The organism is Pseudomonas sp. UBA7530 (genome assembly GCF_002479365.1).
GTDB lineage: Bacteria > Pseudomonadota > Gammaproteobacteria > Pseudomonadales > Pseudomonadaceae > Aquipseudomonas.
The window spans coordinates 662,086-682,629 of record NZ_DLMS01000011.1 but is presented as its reverse complement, the minus strand read 5'-3'; the positions used below and the strand labels follow the sequence as shown (position 1 = coordinate 682,629).

The following is a 20,544-nucleotide window of genomic DNA, read 5'->3' as shown; positions in this document are numbered from 1 at the left end:
TCAGGCGTCTGGCAGGGTGAAGCCGGACACCGACTTGCGCATCTCGCTGGCCATCTTGGCCAGGTTACCAATGCTCTTGGCGGTGGCGGTGGTACCCGAGGACGTCTGCGAGGTGATCTCCTGGATCACGTTCATGGTGTTGGAAATGTGGCCGGCCGAAGAGGCCTGCTGGCGAGCGGCGTTGGAAATGTTCTGGATGAGGGCCGCGAGGGTCTTCGATACCTTCTCGATCTCTTCCAGTGCCACACCGGCGTCCTGCGCCAGGCGGGCACCGCGCACCACTTCGGAAGTCGTCTGTTCCATGGAGATAACGGCTTCGTTGGTGTCGGTCTGAATGGTTTTTACCAGCGCCTCGATCTGCTTGGTCGCCGCAGAGGAACGTTCTGCGAGGCGTTGTACTTCGTCCGCTACCACGGCGAAGCCGCGGCCCGCATCACCGGCCATGGACGCCTGGATCGCGGCGTTCAGTGCGAGGATGTTGGTCTGGTCGGCAATGTCGTTAATCAGGCTAACGATGTCACCGATCTCCTGGGACGATTCACCGAGGCGCTTGATCCGCTTCGAGGTGTCCTGGATCTGCTCACGGATGTTATCCATGCCGGTGATGGTGTTGTGTACGACTTCGTTGCCCTTGTTGGCGATGGCTACGGAACGTTCCGCTACCGCGGAGGATTCCGAGGCGTTCGCCGATACCTGGTCAATCGACACGGCCATTTCGTTGATCGCCGCGGAGGCGCCGGCAATTTCCTGCGCCTGGTGCTCGGAAGCCTCGGCCAGGTGCATCGCCGTGGCCTGGGTTTCCTGGGCCGCGCCAGCTACCTGAACGGCGGTCAGGTTGATGGTGGCTACCAGGTCGCGCAGCTGGTCGATGGAGTAGTTGATGGAGTCGGCGATGGCACCGGTGAAGTCTTCGGTTACCGTCGCGGCCACGGTCAGGTCACCGTCGGCGAGGTCGGCGATTTCGTCGAGCAGACGCAGAATCGCCGCCTGGTTACGTTCGTTCTTCTCGGCGGTTTCAGCCAGACGGCGGTTGGTTTCACGCACCATCACCAGGCCGATGAGAATGATCGAGCCCAGCGCCAGACCACCCAGCACGTAACCGAACAGGGTGTTGATGGCACGGCCGTCGGCGAGGTCTTCGAAGCCGGCGGCCAACTCGGACGCCTTGTCCAGCAGGGTCTGCGACACGGTGAAGATCGAGTTCGCCGACTCACGCACCTGGAACAGTTCCGGCGAGGTCTCAAGAATCTCGTCCACCGAACCGGATACGAATTCGAACAGCTCGGAAATCTCGGCCAGACGCTCGAGGGCTTCCTCGTCGGTCACCTGGCTGATTTCCATCGCGGCGTTGCCTTCGAGCATCGCCGCCAGTACACGACCGAACAGGCTGGCGTCACGGCCGAACATGTCGGCGGCCTGCACCGAGTCTTCGTCACCGGCCAGTACCTTGTTCACCGAACCGAGGATACGTTCAGCCAGCAGCGACTGACGCTGGGCCACGGAAACCTGGGCGGCCGGCGCGCCACTTTCCAGCAGGATGTCGACCACTTCCTCGTACTCGACCTGCAGCTGCGGGATGGTTTCCGCCAGGGTGGCGGCTACTTGGTGCAGCGACAGTACAGTCTGCTCGCTGGCGAGAATGGCGTCGGTGTTCTGCCGCAGGCTATCCCAGTCCTGCTGTACCGCAGCCATCTGCGTCTGCACCGACTCGGGCGCCGGCGGCAAACCGCTGCTGGCATCGCCATCAGTCAGGTAGCCCCAGCGCTGCTGGAAGTCGTTACGCGCGTCGCGCAACAGACCGAAGGCTTCGGCAGTACCCGCCGCCGCTTCCGTGGCGTTCTTGGCGATACGCTGGGACAGTACGCGCAGCTCACCGGAGTGGCTGATGTACTCGGTATCGTAGTTGGACTGGGTGTTGATGTAGGCGAAGTTCGCGAACAACAGCACGATGGAAACGATAAGCACGACGAACAGCGCTGCGATCAGCGTACTGCTGCGTGCCCCCGCCAACAAATTGCCTGCATTTAGTTTTTTCATTATCTGGCCCCCGCCTGGACCGACCGCACTAGGGTTCCCATGTAACGCCAAAGAGCCGGCAGAGCCGGCCCAACCGAAATCTACTGATAGGACACGTCGAGAAAGCCCGGATCGGCCGTCAGCGCATGAGGGCTGAACACCAACCAGGGCTGTTCCCGTTGGAAAACACCGTGGATGAACGGCGCAATGCTCGCCTCGAGAGGCGGCAGTTGTTCTGAGAAGGCATCCACGGGGAAATGCTGCATACCGAAGACTTCGTCGACCGTGAGGCCGGCGAAGATTTCCTGATGGTCGACCACCAGGATTCGCCGCAGCTTGCGCAGCGGCGACAGTTCACTGCCGAAGAACCCGCACAGGTCCATGATCGGCAACAGGCGGCCACGCACGTTGGCCACCCCTTTGACCCAGCTCTTCACACCCGGCAGCAGGGTGTAGCGCGGCTCGTGCAGGACCTCGCCCACTTCCCCCATCGGCGCGACGAAGAATCGTTCGCCCATGCGAAAGCCGATACCGCTCCAGGTCTGCACCGCCGCCTGTTGCGACGGCAGGCCGGCCGCCAGGGCCCGGCAACGCTGGTCGATCTCGAGGAGAATCTGGAAAGGAGTCTGCGCGTCCGACATGCCAGCCGTGGCCTTCTTCTTATTCAGTCAACGGACGGCACGGCATCAGCCGGCCAGTACCGCATTGAGAGTTTTCAGCAAGGTGTCTTCATCGACCGGTTTGGTCAGGTAGTCCTTCGCGCCCTGGCGCTTGCCCCAGACCTTGTCGGTTTCCTGATCCTTGGTGGTGACGATGATCACCGGGATGTGGCTGGTTTCGGCGTCCTTGGTCAGTTGACGAGTCGCCTGGAAGCCATTGAGGCCGGGCATGACGATGTCCATCAGGACCGCGTCCGGCTTCTCCTGGCGAGCCAGGGCCACGCCGTCGGCGCCGTTTTCCGCCTTCAGTACCTGATGGCCGTGCTTTTCCAGCATGGCGGTCAGCTTGTACATCTCGGTCGGGGAGTCATCAACAATCAGAATTCGAGCCATGGTGTTTCCCAATGCAGAAGAGACGCAGGGGCCGCGAGGCCGGTGCGTCAGGAGGCTTGTTCCACCGGGGTGAAGTCCGGCACATGGGCTTTGATCGCACCGAGCAGCTCTTCCTTGCTGAAGGGCTTGGTCAGGTATTGATCGGAGCCGACGATGCGGCCCTTGGCCTTGTCGAACAGGCCATCCTTGGAGGACAGCATGATCACCGGGGTGGATTTGAAGGCACTGTTGTTCTTGATCAGGGCACAGGTCTGATACCCATCGAGACGCGGCATCATGATGTCGACAAAGATGATACTGGGGTGAGTGTCGGCAATCTTGGCCAGGGCATCGAAGCCATCGACCGCGGTGATGACGTCACAACCCACTTTTTTCAGCAGAGTTTCGGCGGTGCGACGAATCGTCTTCGAGTCGTCGATCACCATCACTTTCAAACCCTCGGAATGCTGTTCCATGTTCGCCCTACCATCGCCTCGGTGAGTCGTTATATTCGCGTTATCAGTATGCCTGAGGCCCAGTCGCCGATGGGGCTTGACCCAATCGTCGGGCCTTTTTAGCACACTCTCCAGATGCAATCTATAAGCCTGCCGGGGCAGCACCAGCCCTTGACCAAGGCCCCGGCCAACGCCACCCTGACAGCCTTTCACGGCATGGCCAACCCGGCCTCTACCCTCTACCTCGCGGAGAGTTACCCCCATGAGCCTTCGTCTCGGGATCGTCATGGATCCGATTGCCAGCATTTCCTTCAAGAAGGACAGCTCGCTGGCCATGTTGCTGGCCGCTCAAGCACGCGGCTGGTCGCTGTTCTACATGGAGCAGCAGGATCTCTACCAGGTTCGCGGTCAGGCTCGTGCCCGCCTGCGCCCGCTGGAAGTGTTCAATGACCCGCAGCGCTGGTTCACCCTTGGCATGGAACAGGACACGCCGCTCGCCGAGTTGGACGTGATCCTGATGCGCAAGGACCCGCCCTTCGATAACGAATTCGTCTACTCCACCTACCTGCTCGAGCAGGCGGAGCGCGACGGCGTACTGGTGGTCAATCGGCCGCAGAGCCTGCGCGACTGCAATGAAAAGTTCTTCGCCACCCAGTTTCCCCAATACACGCCACCGACCCTGGTCAGTCGACGCGCCGATATTGTGCGCCAGTTTGCCGATGAGCACCGTGACATCATTCTCAAACCCCTTGATGGCATGGGCGGTTCGCAGATCTTTCGCCACCGCGCAGGCGACCCCAACCTCTCGGTGATTCTGGAAACCCTGACCCTGCACGGCCAGCAGCAGATCATGGTGCAGGCCTACCTGCCTGCCATCAAGGATGGCGACAAGCGCATCCTGATGATAGATGGCGAACCGGTGCCCTACTGCCTGGCGCGCATTCCGGCTGCCGGAGAAACCCGTGGCAACCTGGCTGCAGGCGGACGTGGCGAAGCCAGGCCGCTGACCGAACGCGACCGCGAGATCGCCGCAGCAGTCGGCCCTACCCTGCGTGAAAAAGGGCTGATTTTCGTCGGACTCGATGTAATCGGCGACCACCTGACGGAAATCAACGTTACCAGCCCGACCTGCATCCGCGAGATCGACGCTGCCTTCGATACCCGTATCGGCGAGCGCCTGATGGACTGCATCGCGGCAAAGCGCGGATCGTAAGGCGGGTGCAACCCGCCACTGCCTGGCCGGCGGGTTGCACCCGCCCTACGCCAGCATCACATAAACGCCACAAGCTTGAACCAGCTAACAGCCTGGCGCTTCAGGCTTGCAGCCTGAAGCGTCGCGCCGCAGACTGCGCGACATTCGAAAGCAGACCCGATACGCGATGAACGCAGCCGCCACCCCAACCACCGCTTCCTCCGCCACCGTCCGTCCGGCGGATCGCCTGGGGTTCACCCTGTTTCTCGCCGCAGCCCTGCATGTGGCGCTGATTCTTGGCGTCGGCTTCACCCTGGAGTCGCCACCAGAGATCAGCAAGACGCTGGAAATTACCCTGTCCACATTCAAGAGCGAAGAGAAGCCCAAGGAGGCCGACTTCCTCGCCCAGGACAACCAGCAAGGCAGCGGTACGCTGGAACATGCCGCTGCACCGAAAACCACCGAGCAGGCTCCCTTCCAGGACAGCGAGGTGCGCAAGGTCACACCACCTGCCGCCCCGCAGCAACCTGCCAGCAAGCCAGAAGCGCCCAAGGCCGCCGTCGCCACGCGCGCACCACAGCAGCAGAAAACACCGGTCAAACGCGAAGAAGCCAAACCGGTCCCGGAAACGCGCCCGGCACCGGTATTCGACTCCGCCCAGCTCTCGGCGGAAATCGCCAGCCTGGAAGCCGAACTGGCGCAGGAAGTTCAAGCCTACGCCAAGCGCCCGAAGATCCACCGCCTCAACGCCGCCTCGACCATGCGCGACAAGGGCGCCTGGTACAAGGACGAATGGCGCAAGAAGGTCGAGCGCATCGGCAACCTCAATTACCCGGACGACGCCCGCCGCCAGCGCATCTACGGTAGCCTGCGCCTGCTGGTGTCGATCAACCGCGATGGCTCGCTGTACGAAGTGCAGGTGCTGGAGTCCTCGGGCCAGGCCGTACTCGACCAGGCCGCGCAACGCATCGTGCGCCTGGCCGCGCCCTATGCGCCCTTCACCGGCGACCTGGCCGATATCGACCGCCTGGAAATCATCCGCACCTGGCGCTTCGACCGCGGCGACCGGCTGTCGAGCAACTGATAGGGCAGCTGCAAGCTTCAAGCTGCGAGCCTCAAGAAGGCCACTCACGCCCTCCTGTCTCACCCAGGCTTTTCGCCTTTACTTGCAGCTTGTCCCTTGCAGCTTGCAGCTTCAAACTAGGCGCCATGAAGAATTCAGCCCCCACCTCGCTCAAGCACCATTTCTTGATCGCCATGCCGCACATGGCCGATCCGAACTTCGCGCAAACCGTCACCTACCTGGTCGAACACAACGAGCAGGGGGCGATGGGCCTGGTGATCAACAAGCCCAACGGCCTCAACCTGGCCGAAGTGCTGGAGCAATTACGCCCTGACGAGGAGCCCGCAGCGCTGTGCCACAGCCTGCCGATCTTCGCCGGCGGCCCGGTACAGACCGACCGCGGCTTCGTCCTGCATCCGGCTGGCCCGCAGTTCCAGGCGACCCTGGAGCTGGGCGAGCTGGGCCTTTCGACCTCGCAGGACGTGCTGTTCGCCATCGCCGACGGCAGCGGCCCGGATCGCTACCTGATCACGCTCGGCTACGCCGGCTGGGAAGCCGGGCAACTGGAAGCGGAGCTGGCCGACAACGCCTGGCTGACCTGCCCCGCCGACAGCAGCATTCTCTTCGACATGCCCTACGACCAGCGCCTCGATGCCGCTGCAGCACGCCTGGGAGTCAACCTCAGCCTGCTGACCTCGCAGGTCGGGCACGCCTGATGAGTGACAAGCCACTGCGCCTGCTGCTGGGCTTCGACTATGGCACCAAGCAGATCGGTGTCGCCGTCGGCCAGGTGATCACAGGCCAGGCCCGTGAGCTGTGCGTGCTCAAGGCGCAGAACGGCGTGCCGGACTGGAACCGCGTCGAAGCGCTGATCAAGGAGTGGCAGCCGGACGCCGTGGTAGTCGGCCTGCCGCTGAACATGGACGGCACGCCCAGCGAGATGAGCGCCCGCGCCGAGAAATTCGCCCGCCGCCTCAATGGCCGCTTCAACCTGCCCGCCTACACCCACGACGAGCGCCTGACCACCTTCGAGGCCAAGGGCCAGCGCCTGCGCGAAGGCCAGAGCGGCGGCTACCGCGAGCGCCCGGTCGATGCCATTGCCGCAGCCTTGTTGCTACAGGGCTGGCTAGAGGAAAACTGCACGGGCTGAGCGAGTCGGCCCGCACCAAGGAGTTTCGCCATGCTACCGAACCCCAACGACCTGCTGCCGGCCATGGCCAGTGCGCTGACCCAGCACCTCAACCAGCGCCAGATCAGCGAACCGCGCTTTATCGGCATCCGCACCGGCGGCGTCTGGGTCGCCCAGGCCCTGCTGCAGGCGCTGGGCCGTGATGACGCCCTTGGCATCCTCGACGTGTCCTTCTACCGCGACGACTTCACCCAGAACGGTCTGCACCCACAGGTTCAACCGTCCGAGTTGCCGTTCGAGATCGAGGGCCAGCATCTGGTGCTGATCGACGACGTGCTGATGAGCGGGCGCACCATCCGCGCCGCGCTGAACGAACTGTTCGACTACGGCCGCCCGGCCAGCGTGACCCTGGTCAGCCTGCTCGACCTCAACGCCCGCGAGCTGCCGATCCGCCCGGACGTGGTCGGCGCCACCCTGTCGCTGGCGACCAACGAGCGGGTAAAATTGTCCGGCCCCATGCCGCTGAACCTCGAACTCCAGACGCTCGCCAACTGAGACTCCCCGCGATGACGCCACTCGCCGCCAAGCGCCCGCTGCAGCTGAACGACCAAGGTCAGCTGCGTCACTTCCTCTCACTCGACGGCCTGCCCCGCGAGCTGTTGACCGAAATCCTCGACACCGCCGACTCCTTTCTCGAAGTCGGCGCGCGGGCGGTGAAGAAAGTCCCGCTGCTGCGCGGCAAGACCGTGTGCAACGTGTTCTTCGAGAACTCCACGCGCACCCGCACCACCTTCGAGCTGGCCGCCCAGCGCCTGTCGGCCGATGTCATCAGCCTGAACGTGTCGACCAGCTCCACCAGCAAGGGCGAGACGCTGTTCGACACCCTGCGCAACCTCGAGGCCATGGCCGCCGACATCTTCGTCGTGCGCCATGCCGACTCCGGCGCCGCGCACTTCATCGCCGAGCACGTGTGCCCGAATCTGGCGATCATCAACGGTGGCGACGGCCGCCACGCGCACCCGACTCAGGGCATGCTCGACATGCTCACCATCCGCCGTCACAAGGGCGACTTCGAGAACCTCTCGGTGGCCATCGTCGGCGATATCCTGCACTCGCGAGTGGCGCGCTCGAACATGCTGGCGCTGAAGACCCTGGGCTGCCCGGACATCCGCGTGATCGCGCCGAAGACCCTGCTGCCCATCGGCCTGGAGGAAAGCTACGGCGTGCGCGTGTTCAGCGACGCCAACGAAGGCCTCAAGGACGTCGACGTGGTGATCATGCTGCGCCTGCAGCGCGAGCGCATGCAGGGCGGCCTGCTGCCCAGCGAGGGCGAGTTCTACCGCCTGTTCGGCCTCACCGAGCAGCGTCTGAAACTGGCCAAGCCCGATGCCCTGGTGATGCACCCGGGCCCGATCAACCGCGGCGTGGAGATTGAGTCGGCCGTGGCCGACGGCCCGCAATCGGTGATCCTCAACCAGGTCACCTACGGCATCGCCATCCGCATGGCCGTGCTGTCGATGGCCATGAGCGGGCAGAACGCCCAACGTCAACTCAACGCCGAGGAGACCAACTGATGCGTACCGCAATCCTCGGCGCCCGCCTGATAGACCCTGCCAGTGGTCTGGATCAGGTCAGCGACCTCTTTATCGACGGCGGCAAGCTGGCCGCCATCGGCCAGGCGCCGGCCGGTTTCACTGCCGACAAGACGCTCCAGGCCCAAGGCCTGATAGCCGCGCCCGGCCTGGTCGACCTGTCCGTGGCCCTGCGCGAGCCGGGCTACAGCCGCAAGGGCAGCATCGCCACGGAAACCCTGGCCGCTGCGGCCGGCGGCGTCACCAGCCTGTGCTGCCCACCGTTCACCAAGCCGGTGCTGGATACCTCGGCCGTGGCCGAGCTGATCCTCGACCGCGCCCGCGAAGCCGGGCACACCAAGGTCTTCCCCATCGGCGCGCTGAGCAAGGGCCTGGCCGGCGAACAACTTGCCGAGCTCGTTGCGCTGCGCGATGCCGGCTGCGTGGCCTTTGGCAACGGCCTGGACAACTTCCGCAGCAGCCGTACCCTGCGCCGCGCGCTGGAATATGCAGCCACCTTCGACCTGCAGGTGATCTTCCACTCGCAGGACGCCGACCTGGCCGAAGGCGGCCTGGCCCACGAAGGCCCGACCGCTAGCTTCCTCGGCCTGGCCGGCATTCCGGAAACCGCCGAGACCGTGGCCCTGGCCCGCGACCTGTTGCTGGTGGAACAGAGCGGCGTGCGCGCGCACTTCAGCCAGATCACCAGCGCCCGTGGCGCCGAGCTGATCGCAGGCGCCCAGGCTCGCGGCCTGCCAGTGACCGCCGATGTCGCGCTGTACCAGCTGATCCTCACCGACGAGGCGCTGATCGATTTCTCCAGCCTCTACCACGTGCAGCCGCCGCTGCGCTCGCGCGCCGACCGCGACGGCCTGCGCGAGGCGTTGAAAGCCGGGGTGATCTCGGCCATTGCCAGCCACCACCAGCCGCACGAGCGCGATGCCAAGCTGGCGCCCTTCGCCGCCACCGAACCGGGCATCAGCAGCGTGCAGTTGCTGCTGCCGCTGGCCATGAGCCTGGTGCAGGACGGCCTGCTCGATCTGCCCACGCTGCTGGCGCGCCTATCCAGCGGCCCGGCTGCCGCACTGCGCCTGCCGGCCGGCAAGCTGAGCGTCGGCGGCGCCGCCGATGTCGTGCTGTTCGATGCGCAGGCTTCCACCGTCGCCGGCGAACAGTGGTATTCCAAGGGCAGCAACTGCCCGTTTATCGGCCATTGCCTGCCCGGCGCGGTGCGCTACACGCTGGTCGACGGGCATATCAGCTACCAGAGCTGAGCCATCCAAGCCCGCCGTCTGGCGGGCTCGTTTTTCGTGGGTGCGCCAAGCGCACCCTGCGCCCTGAAGACGCCCCATCCCATCCGCGACACGCGCCGCACTCGCCACGACATTGGACGAATGAGTGACTCGACGGTCATGATCCACGTCAGGTTAGCAGCCGAAATTTTCCAAATGCCACCGCCCTATGACCCCGCCCGCGCCCACTGGCGCCGGCCTGGCGTCGCGCTGGCCTTGTTCAGGAGCTTTTGAGTTATGTCGCGCTTACCTGTGATCGTGGGTTTTGGGGGTTACAACGCAGCCGGGCGCAGCTCCTTCCACCATGGTTTCCGTCGTACCGTGCAGGAGTCGCTGGAACCTCAGGCGCGCCAGGAAACCCTGGCCGGGCTGGCGCAGATGATGAAGCTGGTACGTGTGGTCGATGGCCAGTATCAGGATCAGGACGGCCAGCCGCTGAGCCTGGCAGAGATCGAAAGCCGCTACGCCAAGCAAATCCTCGCCGGCACCCTGGTGCGCCGCATCGAGAAGCAGCACCTGGACCCGGACGCCGCCCACTGGCAGAAAAGCATCGGCGTCGCCCCCGCCAATGGCGCCAACCTGAGCTTCATCACCCAGCGCAAGCAACTGCCCGAGCCGCTGCCGGCCAACTGGTCGATCAAAGAGCTCGAGGGCAACGAAGTACGTGTCACCCTGCATGACAGCTGCGAATTCAAGGTCGACAGCTATCGCCCGTTGGCAGTGAAGTCCGCCGGCCAACTGCCCACCGGTTTCGAGCCGAGCGAACTGTATAACGCCCGCTTTCACCCACGTGGCCTGACCATGACCGTGGTCGGCGTCACCGATGCTCTGCGCTCGGTTGGCATCGACTGGCAGCGCATCGTCCAGCACGTCGCCCCGGACGAGATCGCCGTGTTCGCCAGCTGCATCATGAGCCAGCTCGACGAGAACGGCTTCGGCGGCATGATGCAGTCGCGCCTCAAGGGCGGCCGCGTCACCGCCAAGCAGCTGGCCCTGGGGCTGAACACCATGCCGGCGGACTTTATCAACGCCTACGTGCTCGGCAGCGTCGGCACCACCGGCAGCATCACCGGCGCCTGCGCCACCTTCCTCTACAACCTGCAGAAGGGCATCGAGCAGATCGCCTCCGGCAAGGCACGCGTGGTCATCGTCGGCAGCAGCGAAGCGCCGATCAACCAGGAATGCATCGAGGGCTACGGCGCCATGGGTGCGCTGGCCACCGAAGAAGGCCTGCGCCAGATCGAGGGCAAGAGCGAGGTGGACTTCCGCCGCGCCAGCCGCCCGTTCGGCGACAACTGCGGCTTCACCCTGGCCGAGGCCTGTCAGTTCGTGGTGCTGATGGACGACGAGCTGGCCCTGGAGCTGGGTGCCGATATCCACGGTGCGGTGCCGGACGTATTTATCAACGCCGATGGTTTCAAGAAATCCATTTCCGCCCCCGGCCCGGGCAATTACCTGACCGTGGCCAAGGCCGTGGCCAGCGCCGCGCAGCTGCTCGGTCTGGATGCCGTACGCAATCGCAGCTTCGTCCACGCCCATGGTTCCAGCACCCCAGCCAACCGCGTCACCGAGTCGGAGATTCTCGATCGCGTCGCGGCTGCTTTCGGTATCGAGCAATGGCCGGTAACGGCGGTGAAGGCCTTCGTCGGCCACTCCCTGGCCACCGCCAGCGGCGATCAGGTCATCGGCGCCCTCGGCGCCTTCAAGTACGGCATCGTGCCGGGGATCAAGACCATCGACGCCGTCGCTGGCGACGTGCATCAGGATCACCTGAGCCTGTCCACCGAAGACCGTAAGGTGGGTGAGCACGCGCTGGACGTGGCCTTCATCAACTCCAAGGGTTTCGGCGGCAACAATGCCAGCGCCCTGGTACTGGCCCCGCACGTGACCGAGCGCATGCTGCGCAAGCGCCACGGCCAGGCTGCCTTCAACGCCTACCTGGCCCGCCGCGAGGGCACCCGCGCCGCCGCAGCCGCCTACGACCAGCAGGCGCTGCAGGGCAAGCTGGACATCATCTACAACTTCGGCAACGACATGATCGACGACCAGGCGATCTCCATCACCACCGAAGAAGTGAAGGTGCCGGGCTTCGACCAGCCGCTGGTGTTCAGGAAGGACGAGCGCTACGGCGATATGCTCGATTGAGCCGTAGGGCGGGTGCAACCCGCCATGGGCGATGTGGCGGGTTTCACCCGCCCTACAATTAGAGTGCCCGCGCCAGCTCGATCAACGCGCCACGCCACTCGGCGTCAGCCGGCAGCGCCAGGAAAGACGGATTGAGGAAGGATTCACGCGCCTCATAGGTCAGCGCCTCGCCAGCCAGATCCAGCACTTCGCCGCCCGCCCCTTCCAGCACTCCCTGCGCCGCAGCGGTGTCCCACTGCGACGTAGGCGCCAGGCGTGGGTAGCAATCGGCATTGCCTTCGGCCAACAGACAGAACTTCAGCGAACTGCCGATATTGGCCAGCACCGGCTCGCCAAAACGCTCGGCGAGCCCTGCCAGCAGGGTTTCCTGCGCCGGGCTCGAGTGGCGCTTGCTGGCCACCAGGGTAAAGCCTTGCGCCGGCGCCAGACGCACGCTGATCGACTGCTCCTCACCCGGCGCTTCGCTGCGCCAGGCGCCCAGACCGGCGCCGCCGTAATAGCAACGGCCGCTGGCCGGGATGCCGACCACACCGAAGACCACGCGGCCGCGCTCGATCAGCGCGACGTTGACAGTGAACTCCTCTGATCCGGCGATGAACTCCTTGGTGCCGTCGAGCGGATCGACCAGCCACCAGCGGGTCCAGGCGGCGCGCTCGGCCAGCGCAATGTCGGCGGCCTCTTCCGACAGCACCGGAATATCCGGCGCCAGCGCCTGCAGGCCATCGAGCAGGATATGGTGCGCGGCCAGGTCGGCGGCCGTTACCGGCGAGGCATCGGCCTTTTCCGTTACCGCCACATCGCTGCGCCAGTACGGCAGGGTCGCCGCGCCGGCGGCACGTACCAGTTCGATTACCTTGGGGATATTGGGATGGCTCACGGGCGGTACTCCCCGCGCTGAGTGAGCAGGTCGCGTACCAGATAAAGCGCGGCCAGGGCGCGCCCCTCGCTGAATTGCTCGTGCTGGGCCAGGCTGGACAGCTCGCGCAGGCTGATGCGGTCGACCCGCATCGGCTCGGGCTCGTCGCCGGGCAGGCGCTCCTCGTACAGATCGCGCGCCAGCACTACCTGGATCTTCTGGCTCATGTAACCGGGCGACAGGCTCAGCTCGGTGATGTACTCCAGTTGATGCGCACCGAACCCCGCCTCCTCCTTGAGCTCGCGATTGGCCGCCACCAGCACGTCTTCACCCGGCTCGATCAGCCCCTTGGGCAGCGACAGCTGATAGTCATCGGTGCCGCCGCAGTATTCCTCGATCAGCACGGCGTGCTCGGCGTCGAGCATCGCCACCACCATCACCGCACCATAACCGGCGCCCTTGCCGACCAATCGCTCGTAGGTGCGCTCGGTACCGTTGGAAAAACGCAACTGCACCTCCTCGACACAGAACAGGCGGCTGCTGGCGACGATCTCGCGGGCGAGAACCGTGGGTTTTTGACGCATGGGGCGACTCCTTGGCGAGACCTGGTCGGTTATCATACAGCGGCTTTTGCGATTATCCCCGGCGCAGATTGCGCGATCGCGACGCGCGCCGGCAGATTCACGACTTTCATTACCTGGCGCGCCCATGCCTTCACTCACCTGGCACCAGATCGACACTGTCCTGCTGGACATGGACGGCACCCTGCTCGATCTGCACTTCGACAATCACTTCTGGCTCAAGCACCTGCCGCAGCGTTATGCCGAGCATCATGGCATCAGCCTGGCGCTGGCCGAGGCCGAGCTGCTGCCGCTGTTTCGCCAGCACGCCGGCACGCTGAACTGGTACTGCACGGACTTCTGGAGCCGCGAGCTGAAACTGTCGATCCGCGAGCTCAAGCGCGAGGTCGCCGACCTGATCGCCCTGCGCGCGGGTGCCGAACTGTTCCTACGCGCCCTGCGCGAGGCCGGCAAGCGTGTGGTGCTGATCACCAACGCGCACCGCGACTCGCTGTCGTTGAAGATGGAACGGGTCGAACTGGCTCCCTGGTTCGAGCGGCTGATCAGCTCTCACGACTATGGTTTCCCCAAGGAGAACCAGCAGTTCTGGTTCGCCCTGCGCCAGGACGTCGGGTTCGATCCCGCTCGCAGCCTTTTCATCGACGATAGCCTGCCGATTCTGCGCAGCGCTGGCCAGTTCGGTGTCGCCCACCTGCTTGCCGTTCGTCAGCCGGACAGCCAGGCCGGGCCCAAGGACACCGAAGAATTCGACGCGGTGGAGGATTACCGCGAGCTGCTGCTGAATCTGTAGCCCGGATGAAATCCGGGGACGCTCTTCGTAATACTGTTCACTTAAGGTTGCACACGTTTTGCTCCCCTCTCCCATTCATGGGAGAGGGGCTGGGGGAGAGGGCCGAAAACACCGCGAAACCGCCGGTTTCCCCCTCTCCGAACGCGGCCCGCCCTAACCCTCTCCCCAAAGGGGCGAGGGGACTGATCGTGTTTGACCGTTTTTTAAGTGAACAGCATTAGGGACGCTCTTCGAGGATTTTCCCGGGTTGCATCTGGCTACCAAGAGGGAGCCTAGGGCGCCGGGCTGTAGACGCGTGGCGCGCTGTGGTGCGGCAGGTGGATGAGGTTGAGACGGTGCCGACGCGCCCTGCGCACGCACAGTTCGGTCGGCGCCGACAGGCTGACCAGGCTGGCGAAGCCGGCGCGTACCGCCTTGTGGATCAGTTCCAGGCTGCAGCGGCTGGTGACCACGGCAAAGCCGCGGCGGGCGTCGCGGCTTTCACGGTTTAGCGCGCCGATCAGCTTGTCCAGCGCGTTGTGCCGGCCAATGTCTTCGCGGCACAGGACGATCTCACCTGACTCGTCGACGAACAGCGCAGCGTGCAGCGCGCCGCTCTGGCGCGCCAGCTTCTGCACCAGGCCGATGCGCGTACGCAGGTCGGCCAGGTGCGCGGCCGGTGGCAGCGGGTTGACGCTCAGGGTGTCGAGTTGCGGCAGCGCCTGCTCCAGCGCTTCGACACCGCACAGGCCACAACCACTGGTACCGGCCAGAGTGCGCCGCTGCTGCTTGAGCGCCCAGAAGGCACGACTGGCAATCTCAACGTCGGCGCTGAATGCCTCACCCGCGCGCTTGAGCTGGATGTCGTAGATATCCTCGGCCGCCGCCACGACTGCAGACGTCAGGCTGAAGCCGACGACGAAATCCTCCAGCGCACTGGGCGATACCATCATCACCGCATGGTTGATGCCGTTGTAGGCGATAGCCAGCGCACATTCCTCGGCCAGCACCGCATGCCCCACGCTGGCGGTCTCGTCCAGTTCGGCATAGGCGTAGCCGCCCGGTGTTGGGCTGGCGATTTCATCAGCAGGTGAACGTGGAACACGATGAGTCATGTGATGCGGATTCCTCGCGATGATCGCAGGACGCCTGGCGGCGCCGTGCGAAACAGCCGGATTGCAGCACTCAGACAGTAACAGCCTGCGGCGCGATCTGCCCGCGCGAATCACATAGCACCCGCAACGCAAACTCGCTCAGGCCTTCGCCGCCGCTGGCGTCCAGGTGAGCGTAAAGCGCCGTGCGCATCTGCGGGTCCCACTGGCGTCGCAGATGCTGAGCGTACTCGCTACGCGCCTGCTCCTGGTCGGGCTGGGAAGCGAAAAAGGCGCCGATCTGGTTGGCCATCTTGATCAGTTGCGTGGCGTTCATGCCCATGGCTGTGCTCCGCGAATGGGACGGTACAGGTTGGCGCAGTGCGGGTGCGCACGGCGCACCCTAGCGATCAGAGGTTTCATAGCTGCACCACCGGCAGCAGGCTGACCTGCTCGCGGGTGAAGCTATCGAACTCCTGCTGCCAGTCGGACGGCGTCTCGACCTTGCGCACCTGCACCGCCGTGACCTTGTATTCCGGGCAGTTGGTGGCCCAGTCGGAGTTGTCCGTGGTGATCACGTTGGCGCCGGATTCCGGGTGGTGGAAGGTGGTGTACACCACCCCCGGCTGCATGCGCTCGGTGACCTTGGCGCGCATCACCGTCTCGCCGGCACGGCTGTTGATGCCGACCCAGTCGCCATCCTTGATGCCGCGATCCTCGGCGTCCACCGGGTGCAGTTCGAGGATGTCCTCGGCGTGCCAGGCCTTGTTGGCGGTACGCCGGGTCTGCGCGCCGACGTTGTACTGCGAAAGGATGCGCCCGGTGGTCAGCACCAGCGGCCGCTTGCGCGAGGTGCGCTCCTCGGTCGGAATAAACTCGGTAACCACGAAGCGCCCCTTGCCACGCACGAAGGCGTCCTCGTGCATGATCGGCGTGCCTTCCGGCGCCTCGTCGTTGCACGGCCACTGGATGCTGCCCATGCGCTCGAGCTTGGCGTAGCTGACACCGGTGAACGTCGGCGTCAGCGCGGCGATCTCGTCCATGATCTCGGACGGATGCTTGTAGTTCATCGGATAGCCGAGGGCGTTGGAAAGCGCCACGGTCACTTCCCAGTCTTCCTTGCCGGCCAGTGCCGGCATCACCTTGCGCACCGGGGAGATGCGGCGCTCGGCGTTGGTGAAGGTGCCGTTCTTCTCCAGGAAGGAGGCGCCAGGCAGGAATACGTGGGCGTACTTGGCGGTTTCGTTGAGGAACAGGTCCTGGATCACCACGCATTCCATGGCCTTGAGCGCATCGGTGACGTGCTGGGTGTCGGGGTCGGACTGCGCCGGGTCCTCGCCCTGGATGTACATGCCCTTGAAGGTACCGGCATGGGCCGCAGCCAGCATATTGGGGATGCGCAGGCCCGGTTCGTCGAGCAGCTTGACGCCCCAGGCGGCCTCGAATTGCGGCCGCGCCACCGGGTCGGAAACGTGACGGTAGCCCGGCAGCTCGTGGGGGAAGGAGCCCATGTCGCAGGAGCCCTGCACGTTGTTCTGTCCGCGCAGCGGGTTCACGCCGACACCCGGACGGCCGATGTTGCCGGTGGCCATGGCCAGGTTGGCGATCGCCATCACGGTGGACGAGCCCTGGCTGTGCTCGGTGACGCCCAGGCCGTAGTAGATCGCCGCGTTACCGCCAGTGGCATACAGCCGCGCAGCCGCGCGCACCGAGGCGGCCGGGACGCCGGTCAGGGCTTCCATGGCCTCGGGGCTGTTGCGTTGTTCACTGACGAAGGTGCGCCATTGCTCGAAGCCTTCTGCCTCGCAGCGCTCGGCGACGAAGGCTTCGTTGACCAAGCCCTCGGTGACGATCACGTGGCCCAGGCTGTTGAGCAGAGCAACGTTGCTGCCGGGACGCAGTTGCAGGTGGTGCTCGGCACGGATGTGCGGGCTGCGCACCAGGTCGATACCACGTGGGTCTGCAACGATCAGCTTGGCGCCCTGGCGCAGGCGGCGCTTGAGCTGCGAGCCGAATACCGGGTGGCCGTCGGTGGGGTTGGCACCGATCACCAGCACCACGTCGGCGGACAGTACCGAGTCGAAGTCCTGGGTACCGGCGGACTCGCCGAGGGTCACCTTCAGACCGTAACCCGTCGGCGAGTGGCAGACGCGTGCGCAGGTATCGACGTTGTTGTTGCCGAAGGCGGCGCGCACCAGCTTCTGCACCAGGTAGGTTTCCTCGTTGGTGCAGCGCGACGAGGTCAGCCCGCCGACCGCATTGCGGCCGTACTGCGCCTGGATCTCCTTGAAACGCCGGGCGGCGTAGCCGATGGCCTCGTCCCAGCTCACCGAGCGCCACGGCTCGTGGATGCTGTCGCGGATCATGGGGGTCTTGATGCGGTCCGGGTGGGTCGCGTAGCCCCAGGCGAAGCGGCCCTTGACGCAGGCGTGGCCGTGGTTGGCGTGGCCGTTCTTGTTCGGCACCATGCGCACCACGGTGTTGCCCTTGACCTCGGCGTTGAACGAGCAGCCGACGCCGCAGTAGGCGCAGGTGGTGGTGACGCTGCGCTCGGCCTGGCCCAGCTCGATCACCGATTTTTCCATCAGCGTGGCAGTCGGGCAGGCGTTGACGCAGGCGCCGCAGGACACGCATTCGGAGTCGAGGAAATCCTCGTCCTGGCCGGCGGCCACGCGCGAGTCGAAGCCACGGCCGTCGATGGTCAGGGCGAAGGTGCCCTGCACTTCCTCACAGGCGCGCACGCAGCGGTTGCAGACGATGCACTTGGACGGGTCGTAGCTGAAATAGGGGTTGGACTCGTCCTTGGCCTCGGCCAGGTGAGTCTTCACTGGGTCGTAGCGCACTTCACGCAAGCCGACCACACCGGCCATGTCCTGCAGCTCGCAATTGCCGTTGGCCGAGCAGGTCAGGCAGTCCAGCGGATGGTCGGAGATGTACAGCTCCATGGTGCCGCGACGCAGTTCGGCCAGTTTCGGGCTCTGCGTGCGCACCACCATGCCCGACTCAACCGGGGTGGTACAGGACGCCGGGAAGCCACGGCGGCCTTCGATTTCCACCATGCACAGGCGGCACGAGCCGAACGGCTCCAGGCTGTCGCTGGCGCACAGCTTGGGCACGGCGATGCCGGCCTCCTGGGCCGCGCGCATCAGCGAGGTGCCGGCCGGCACGGTGACGGCGTTGCCGTCGATTTCCAGGGTTACCGGAGCACCGCTGCGAGCAGGGGTGCCATAGTCGAGTTCACGATACAGGGCCATGGGGACGCCTCCGGATCAGCGGGCTTCGGCGCTGTCTTGCGACACGCCGAAGTCCTCGGGAAAGTGGTTGATGGCGCTCATCACCGGATAGGGTGTCATGCCGCCAAGGGCGCAAAGCGAGGCGCCGAGCATGGTGTCGCAGAGGCTCTTGAGCAGCTCGATGCGCCCCGGCTGCGGGCCTTCGGAACGGGCCACGATGATCTGCGACAGCAGCTCCTCGCCACGGGTCGAGCCGATCCGGCAGGGCGTGCACTTGCCGCAGGATTCCACCGCGCAGAACTCCATGGCGTAGCGCGCCATGTCGGCCATATCGACGGTGTCGTCGAATACCACGATGCCGCCGTGGCCGAGCACCGCACCAAGAGCAGCGAACGACTCGTAATCCAGCGGCGTGTCGAACTGCGACTCGGGCAGATAGGCGCCGAGCGGGCCGCCGACCTGCACCGCGCGGATCGGCCGGCCACTGGCCGATCCGCCGCCATATTCGTAGAGCAACTCGCGCAGGGTGATACCGAAAGCCTTCTCGATCAGACCGCCACGGGCGATGTTGCCGGTCAGCTGGATCGGCAGGGTGCCGAGCGAGCGGCCCATGCCGTAGTCCTTGTAGTAGGCGCCGCCCTTGTCGAGGATGATCGGCACCGACGCCAGCGAGATCACGTTGTTGATCACCGTCGGTTTGCCGAACAGGCCCTCGATGGCCGGCAGCGGCGGCTTCGGCCGCACGGTGCCGCGCTTGCCCTCGATGCTTTCCAGCAGGGCGGTTTCCTCGCCGCAGATATAGGCGCCGGCGCCGCGGCGCAGCTCCAGGTGGAAGGCCTTACCGCTGCCGAGCACGTCGTCCCCCAGATAGCCGGCGGCCGTGGCGCGGGCGATGGTTTCGAGCAGCACCGCCTCGGCGTGCGGGTACTCCGAACGCAGGTAGATATAGCCGCGCGTAGCTCCCACCGCGAGACCGGCGATGGTCATGCCCTCGATCAGTACATAGGGGTCATCCTCCATCACCATACGGTCGGAGAAGGTGCCGGAGTCGCCTTCGTCGGCATTGCAGACGATGTACTTCTGCTCGGCCTGGCAGCCAAGCACGGTGCGCCACTTGATGCCGGTAGGGAATGCCGCACCACCACGACCACGCAGGCCGGACTCGGTGACCTCGGCGACGATCGCTTCGGGCGTCATGCCGAGGGCGCGCTTGAGGCCACGGTAGCCGTCGTGGGCGATGTAGTCCTCCAGCGACAGCGGGTCGGTGATGCCGACGCGGGCGAAGGTCAGGCGCTCCTGGCGCTTGAGGTATTCGATTTCATCGGTCAGGCCGTGGCCCAGCGCATGTGCCTTGCCCTCGTGGAAACCGGCGTCGAACAGGCCGGCAACGTCGCGTGCCTTGACCGGGCCATAGGCAACCCGACCGGCCGGCGTGGCGACCTCGACCAGCGGCTCGAGCCAGAACAGCCCACGCGAGCCGTTGCGCACCAGCTTCACCTCGATATTGCGTGCCGCAGCCTCGGCGACGATGGCACGGGCAACCTTGTCGGCGCCCAGGCTGAGCGCGGTGGCATCGCGCGGGACGAAAACGGTAATGGACTCGCTCATGCCTGGGTCTCCTGTTCCGCCAGCAGCGCCAGCACTTCATCGGCGTCGACGCGACCGTGCAGTTCGCCATTGAGCATCATGCTCGGTGCGCAGGCGCAATTGCCCAGGCAGTACACCGGTTCGAAACTGAGGCTGCCGTCCTCGCGGGTCTCGCCCAAAGGCAGGCCGAGCTTGCTTTCCAGTGCAGCGGTCAGCGCCTTGACGCCCATCGACTGGCAGGCCTCGGCCTGACACAGCTTGAGCACCTGGCGACCCGGCGGCGTGGCGCGAAAATCGTGATAGAAACTGACCACCCCGTGCACCTCGGCGCGCGACAGGCAAAGGTCCTCGGCGATCAGCGGCAACAGCTCAGGCGGTACGGCGCCGAGGCGGTCCTGGATGTCGTGGAGGATGGGTAGCAGGGCGCCGGGCTGGCCGCGGTGGGCGGCGAGCACCTCACGGGCGACGGCCTCGCACTGCTCGGGGGCGAAGCGCTGGGGAAGAAGGGCCATGTTCGATGCTCCAGCCGGCGG

The 20,544-nt window shown here is 65.2% G+C and carries 20 protein-coding genes; 9 read left to right on the top strand and 11 right to left on the bottom strand.

Features of this window, described 5'->3' with window-relative positions; genetic code table 11:
- From B2U07_RS17100 to pilG, 4 genes are all read right to left on the bottom strand, one after another.
- On the bottom strand, positions 1-2,037 hold the full coding sequence (locus B2U07_RS17100) for a methyl-accepting chemotaxis protein (protein WP_275545581.1): 2,037 nt from the start codon (positions 2,035-2,037) through the stop codon (positions 1-3).
- Positions 2,038-2,117: 80 nt separating this feature from the next.
- A complete protein-coding gene (locus B2U07_RS17095; RefSeq protein WP_275545582.1) occupies positions 2,118-2,657 on the bottom strand; it encodes a chemotaxis protein CheW in 540 nt (179 codons plus the stop codon).
- 45 nt (positions 2,658-2,702) lie between these two features.
- Positions 2,703-3,068, bottom strand: coding sequence for a twitching motility response regulator PilH (gene pilH, locus B2U07_RS17090; protein ID WP_013713612.1), 366 nt, complete (start codon positions 3,066-3,068; stop codon positions 2,703-2,705).
- Positions 3,069-3,115: 47 nt separating this feature from the next.
- Complete coding sequence (gene pilG / locus B2U07_RS17085) at positions 3,116-3,523, bottom strand: twitching motility response regulator PilG (protein WP_003458788.1); 408 nt, start codon at positions 3,521-3,523, stop codon at positions 3,116-3,118.
- Positions 3,524-3,764: 241 nt separating this feature from the next.
- On the opposite strand from pilG, the gene gshB reads away from it, so the two are divergent.
- From gshB to B2U07_RS17045, 8 genes are all read left to right on the top strand, one after another.
- A complete protein-coding gene (gshB, locus tag B2U07_RS17080) occupies positions 3,765-4,715 on the top strand; it encodes a glutathione synthase (protein ID WP_197858061.1) in 951 nt (316 codons plus the stop codon).
- 166 nt (positions 4,716-4,881) lie between these two features.
- Complete coding sequence (locus tag B2U07_RS17075; protein ID WP_197858062.1) at positions 4,882-5,778, top strand: energy transducer TonB; 897 nt, start codon at positions 4,882-4,884, stop codon at positions 5,776-5,778.
- Positions 5,779-5,903: 125 nt separating this feature from the next.
- The gene (locus B2U07_RS17070) at positions 5,904-6,473 is read left to right on the top strand and encodes a YqgE/AlgH family protein (RefSeq protein WP_197858063.1); all 570 of its coding nucleotides are present in this window, start codon (positions 5,904-5,906) and stop codon (positions 6,471-6,473) included.
- Positions 6,470-6,907 (top strand): Holliday junction resolvase RuvX, encoded by a 438-nt coding sequence (gene ruvX / locus B2U07_RS17065; RefSeq protein WP_024306524.1) that lies wholly within the window; start codon positions 6,470-6,472, stop codon positions 6,905-6,907. Before B2U07_RS17070 ends, ruvX begins: the two co-directional genes overlap by 4 nt.
- 30 nt (positions 6,908-6,937) lie before the next feature.
- Positions 6,938-7,441, top strand: coding sequence for a bifunctional pyr operon transcriptional regulator/uracil phosphoribosyltransferase PyrR (pyrR, locus tag B2U07_RS17060; RefSeq protein ID WP_275545583.1), 504 nt, complete (start codon positions 6,938-6,940; stop codon positions 7,439-7,441).
- 11 nt (positions 7,442-7,452) lie between these two features.
- The gene (locus tag B2U07_RS17055) at positions 7,453-8,460 is read left to right on the top strand and encodes an aspartate carbamoyltransferase catalytic subunit (protein ID WP_275545584.1); all 1,008 of its coding nucleotides are present in this window, start codon (positions 7,453-7,455) and stop codon (positions 8,458-8,460) included.
- Complete coding sequence (locus B2U07_RS17050; protein ID WP_275545585.1) at positions 8,460-9,731, top strand: dihydroorotase; 1,272 nt, start codon at positions 8,460-8,462, stop codon at positions 9,729-9,731. The genes B2U07_RS17055 and B2U07_RS17050 overlap by 1 nt, the downstream gene beginning before the upstream one ends.
- Before the next feature lie 255 nt (positions 9,732-9,986).
- Entirely contained in the window at positions 9,987-11,894 is a 1,908-nt protein-coding gene (locus tag B2U07_RS17045) for a beta-ketoacyl synthase (RefSeq protein ID WP_275545586.1), read from the top strand.
- Between the two features lie 58 nt (positions 11,895-11,952).
- On the opposite strand, the gene cysQ is transcribed toward B2U07_RS17045, so the two are convergent.
- Both cysQ and nudE read right to left on the bottom strand, forming a co-directional pair.
- Positions 11,953-12,771 carry a 3'(2'),5'-bisphosphate nucleotidase CysQ gene (gene cysQ / locus B2U07_RS17040; protein ID WP_275545587.1) on the bottom strand — a complete coding sequence of 273 codons (819 nt, stop codon included), beginning with the start codon at positions 12,769-12,771 and terminating at the stop codon, positions 11,953-11,955.
- Entirely contained in the window at positions 12,768-13,334 is a 567-nt protein-coding gene (nudE, locus tag B2U07_RS17035; protein ID WP_197858068.1) for an ADP compounds hydrolase NudE, read from the bottom strand. Before nudE ends, cysQ begins: the two co-directional genes overlap by 4 nt.
- A gap of 124 nt (positions 13,335-13,458) precedes the next feature.
- Here nudE and yrfG point away from each other — a divergent pair, with 124 nt between their 5' ends.
- Positions 13,459-14,121: a GMP/IMP nucleotidase gene (gene yrfG, locus B2U07_RS17030; protein ID WP_275545588.1), complete on the top strand. Its 663-nt coding sequence runs from the start codon at positions 13,459-13,461 to the stop codon at positions 14,119-14,121.
- 272 nt (positions 14,122-14,393) lie between these two features.
- On the opposite strand, the gene fdhD is transcribed toward yrfG, so the two are convergent.
- The 5 genes from fdhD to B2U07_RS17005 form a co-directional block, all read right to left on the bottom strand.
- Positions 14,394-15,215, bottom strand: coding sequence for a formate dehydrogenase accessory sulfurtransferase FdhD (gene fdhD / locus B2U07_RS17025; protein WP_296277396.1), 822 nt, complete (start codon positions 15,213-15,215; stop codon positions 14,394-14,396).
- A gap of 70 nt (positions 15,216-15,285) precedes the next feature.
- Complete coding sequence (locus tag B2U07_RS17020; RefSeq protein ID WP_275545590.1) at positions 15,286-15,534, bottom strand: formate dehydrogenase subunit delta; 249 nt, start codon at positions 15,532-15,534, stop codon at positions 15,286-15,288.
- 76 nt (positions 15,535-15,610) lie between these two features.
- Positions 15,611-18,445 carry a formate dehydrogenase subunit alpha gene (fdhF, locus tag B2U07_RS17015; protein WP_275545591.1) on the bottom strand — a complete coding sequence of 945 codons (2,835 nt, stop codon included), beginning with the start codon at positions 18,443-18,445 and terminating at the stop codon, positions 15,611-15,613.
- Between the two features lie 15 nt (positions 18,446-18,460).
- Positions 18,461-20,032 carry a formate dehydrogenase beta subunit gene (locus tag B2U07_RS17010; RefSeq protein WP_296277395.1) on the bottom strand — a complete coding sequence of 524 codons (1,572 nt, stop codon included), beginning with the start codon at positions 20,030-20,032 and terminating at the stop codon, positions 18,461-18,463.
- Positions 20,029-20,523: a formate dehydrogenase subunit gamma gene (locus B2U07_RS17005; protein ID WP_197858074.1), complete on the bottom strand. Its 495-nt coding sequence runs from the start codon at positions 20,521-20,523 to the stop codon at positions 20,029-20,031. Before B2U07_RS17005 ends, B2U07_RS17010 begins: the two co-directional genes overlap by 4 nt.
- Positions 20,524-20,544 lie beyond the last annotated feature (21 nt).

What these genes read in the sequence shown, in the direction of transcription:
- yrfG (WP_275545588.1), top strand. Translation starts at nt 13,459, where the DNA reads ATGCCTTCACTCACCTGGCACCAGATCGACACTGTCCTGCTGGACATG.
- B2U07_RS17070 (WP_197858063.1), top strand. Translation starts at nt 5,904, where the DNA reads ATGAAGAATTCAGCCCCCACCTCGCTCAAGCACCATTTCTTGATCGCC.
- B2U07_RS17075 (WP_197858062.1), top strand. Translation starts at nt 4,882, where the DNA reads ATGAACGCAGCCGCCACCCCAACCACCGCTTCCTCCGCCACCGTCCGT.
- B2U07_RS17055 (WP_275545584.1), top strand. Translation starts at nt 7,453, where the DNA reads ATGACGCCACTCGCCGCCAAGCGCCCGCTGCAGCTGAACGACCAAGGT.
- gshB (WP_197858061.1), top strand. Translation starts at nt 3,765, where the DNA reads ATGAGCCTTCGTCTCGGGATCGTCATGGATCCGATTGCCAGCATTTCC.
- B2U07_RS17010 (WP_296277395.1), bottom strand. Translation starts at nt 20,032, where the DNA reads ATGAGCGAGTCCATTACCGTTTTCGTCCCGCGCGATGCCACCGCGCTC.
- B2U07_RS17020 (WP_275545590.1), bottom strand. Translation starts at nt 15,534, where the DNA reads ATGGGCATGAACGCCACGCAACTGATCAAGATGGCCAACCAGATCGGC.
- B2U07_RS17095 (WP_275545582.1), bottom strand. Translation starts at nt 2,657, where the DNA reads ATGTCGGACGCGCAGACTCCTTTCCAGATTCTCCTCGAGATCGACCAG.
- pilG (WP_003458788.1), bottom strand. Translation starts at nt 3,523, where the DNA reads ATGGAACAGCATTCCGAGGGTTTGAAAGTGATGGTGATCGACGACTCG.
- fdhF (WP_275545591.1), bottom strand. Translation starts at nt 18,445, where the DNA reads ATGGCCCTGTATCGTGAACTCGACTATGGCACCCCTGCTCGCAGCGGT.
- B2U07_RS17005 (WP_197858074.1), bottom strand. Translation starts at nt 20,523, where the DNA reads ATGGCCCTTCTTCCCCAGCGCTTCGCCCCCGAGCAGTGCGAGGCCGTC.
- B2U07_RS17050 (WP_275545585.1), top strand. Translation starts at nt 8,460, where the DNA reads ATGCGTACCGCAATCCTCGGCGCCCGCCTGATAGACCCTGCCAGTGGT.
- fdhD (WP_296277396.1), bottom strand. Translation starts at nt 15,215, where the DNA reads ATGACTCATCGTGTTCCACGTTCACCTGCTGATGAAATCGCCAGCCCA.
- nudE (WP_197858068.1), bottom strand. Translation starts at nt 13,334, where the DNA reads ATGCGTCAAAAACCCACGGTTCTCGCCCGCGAGATCGTCGCCAGCAGC.
- B2U07_RS17100 (WP_275545581.1), bottom strand. Translation starts at nt 2,037, where the DNA reads ATGAAAAAACTAAATGCAGGCAATTTGTTGGCGGGGGCACGCAGCAGT.
- B2U07_RS17045 (WP_275545586.1), top strand. Translation starts at nt 9,987, where the DNA reads ATGTCGCGCTTACCTGTGATCGTGGGTTTTGGGGGTTACAACGCAGCC.
- pyrR (WP_275545583.1), top strand. Translation starts at nt 6,938, where the DNA reads ATGCTACCGAACCCCAACGACCTGCTGCCGGCCATGGCCAGTGCGCTG.
- pilH (WP_013713612.1), bottom strand. Translation starts at nt 3,068, where the DNA reads ATGGCTCGAATTCTGATTGTTGATGACTCCCCGACCGAGATGTACAAG.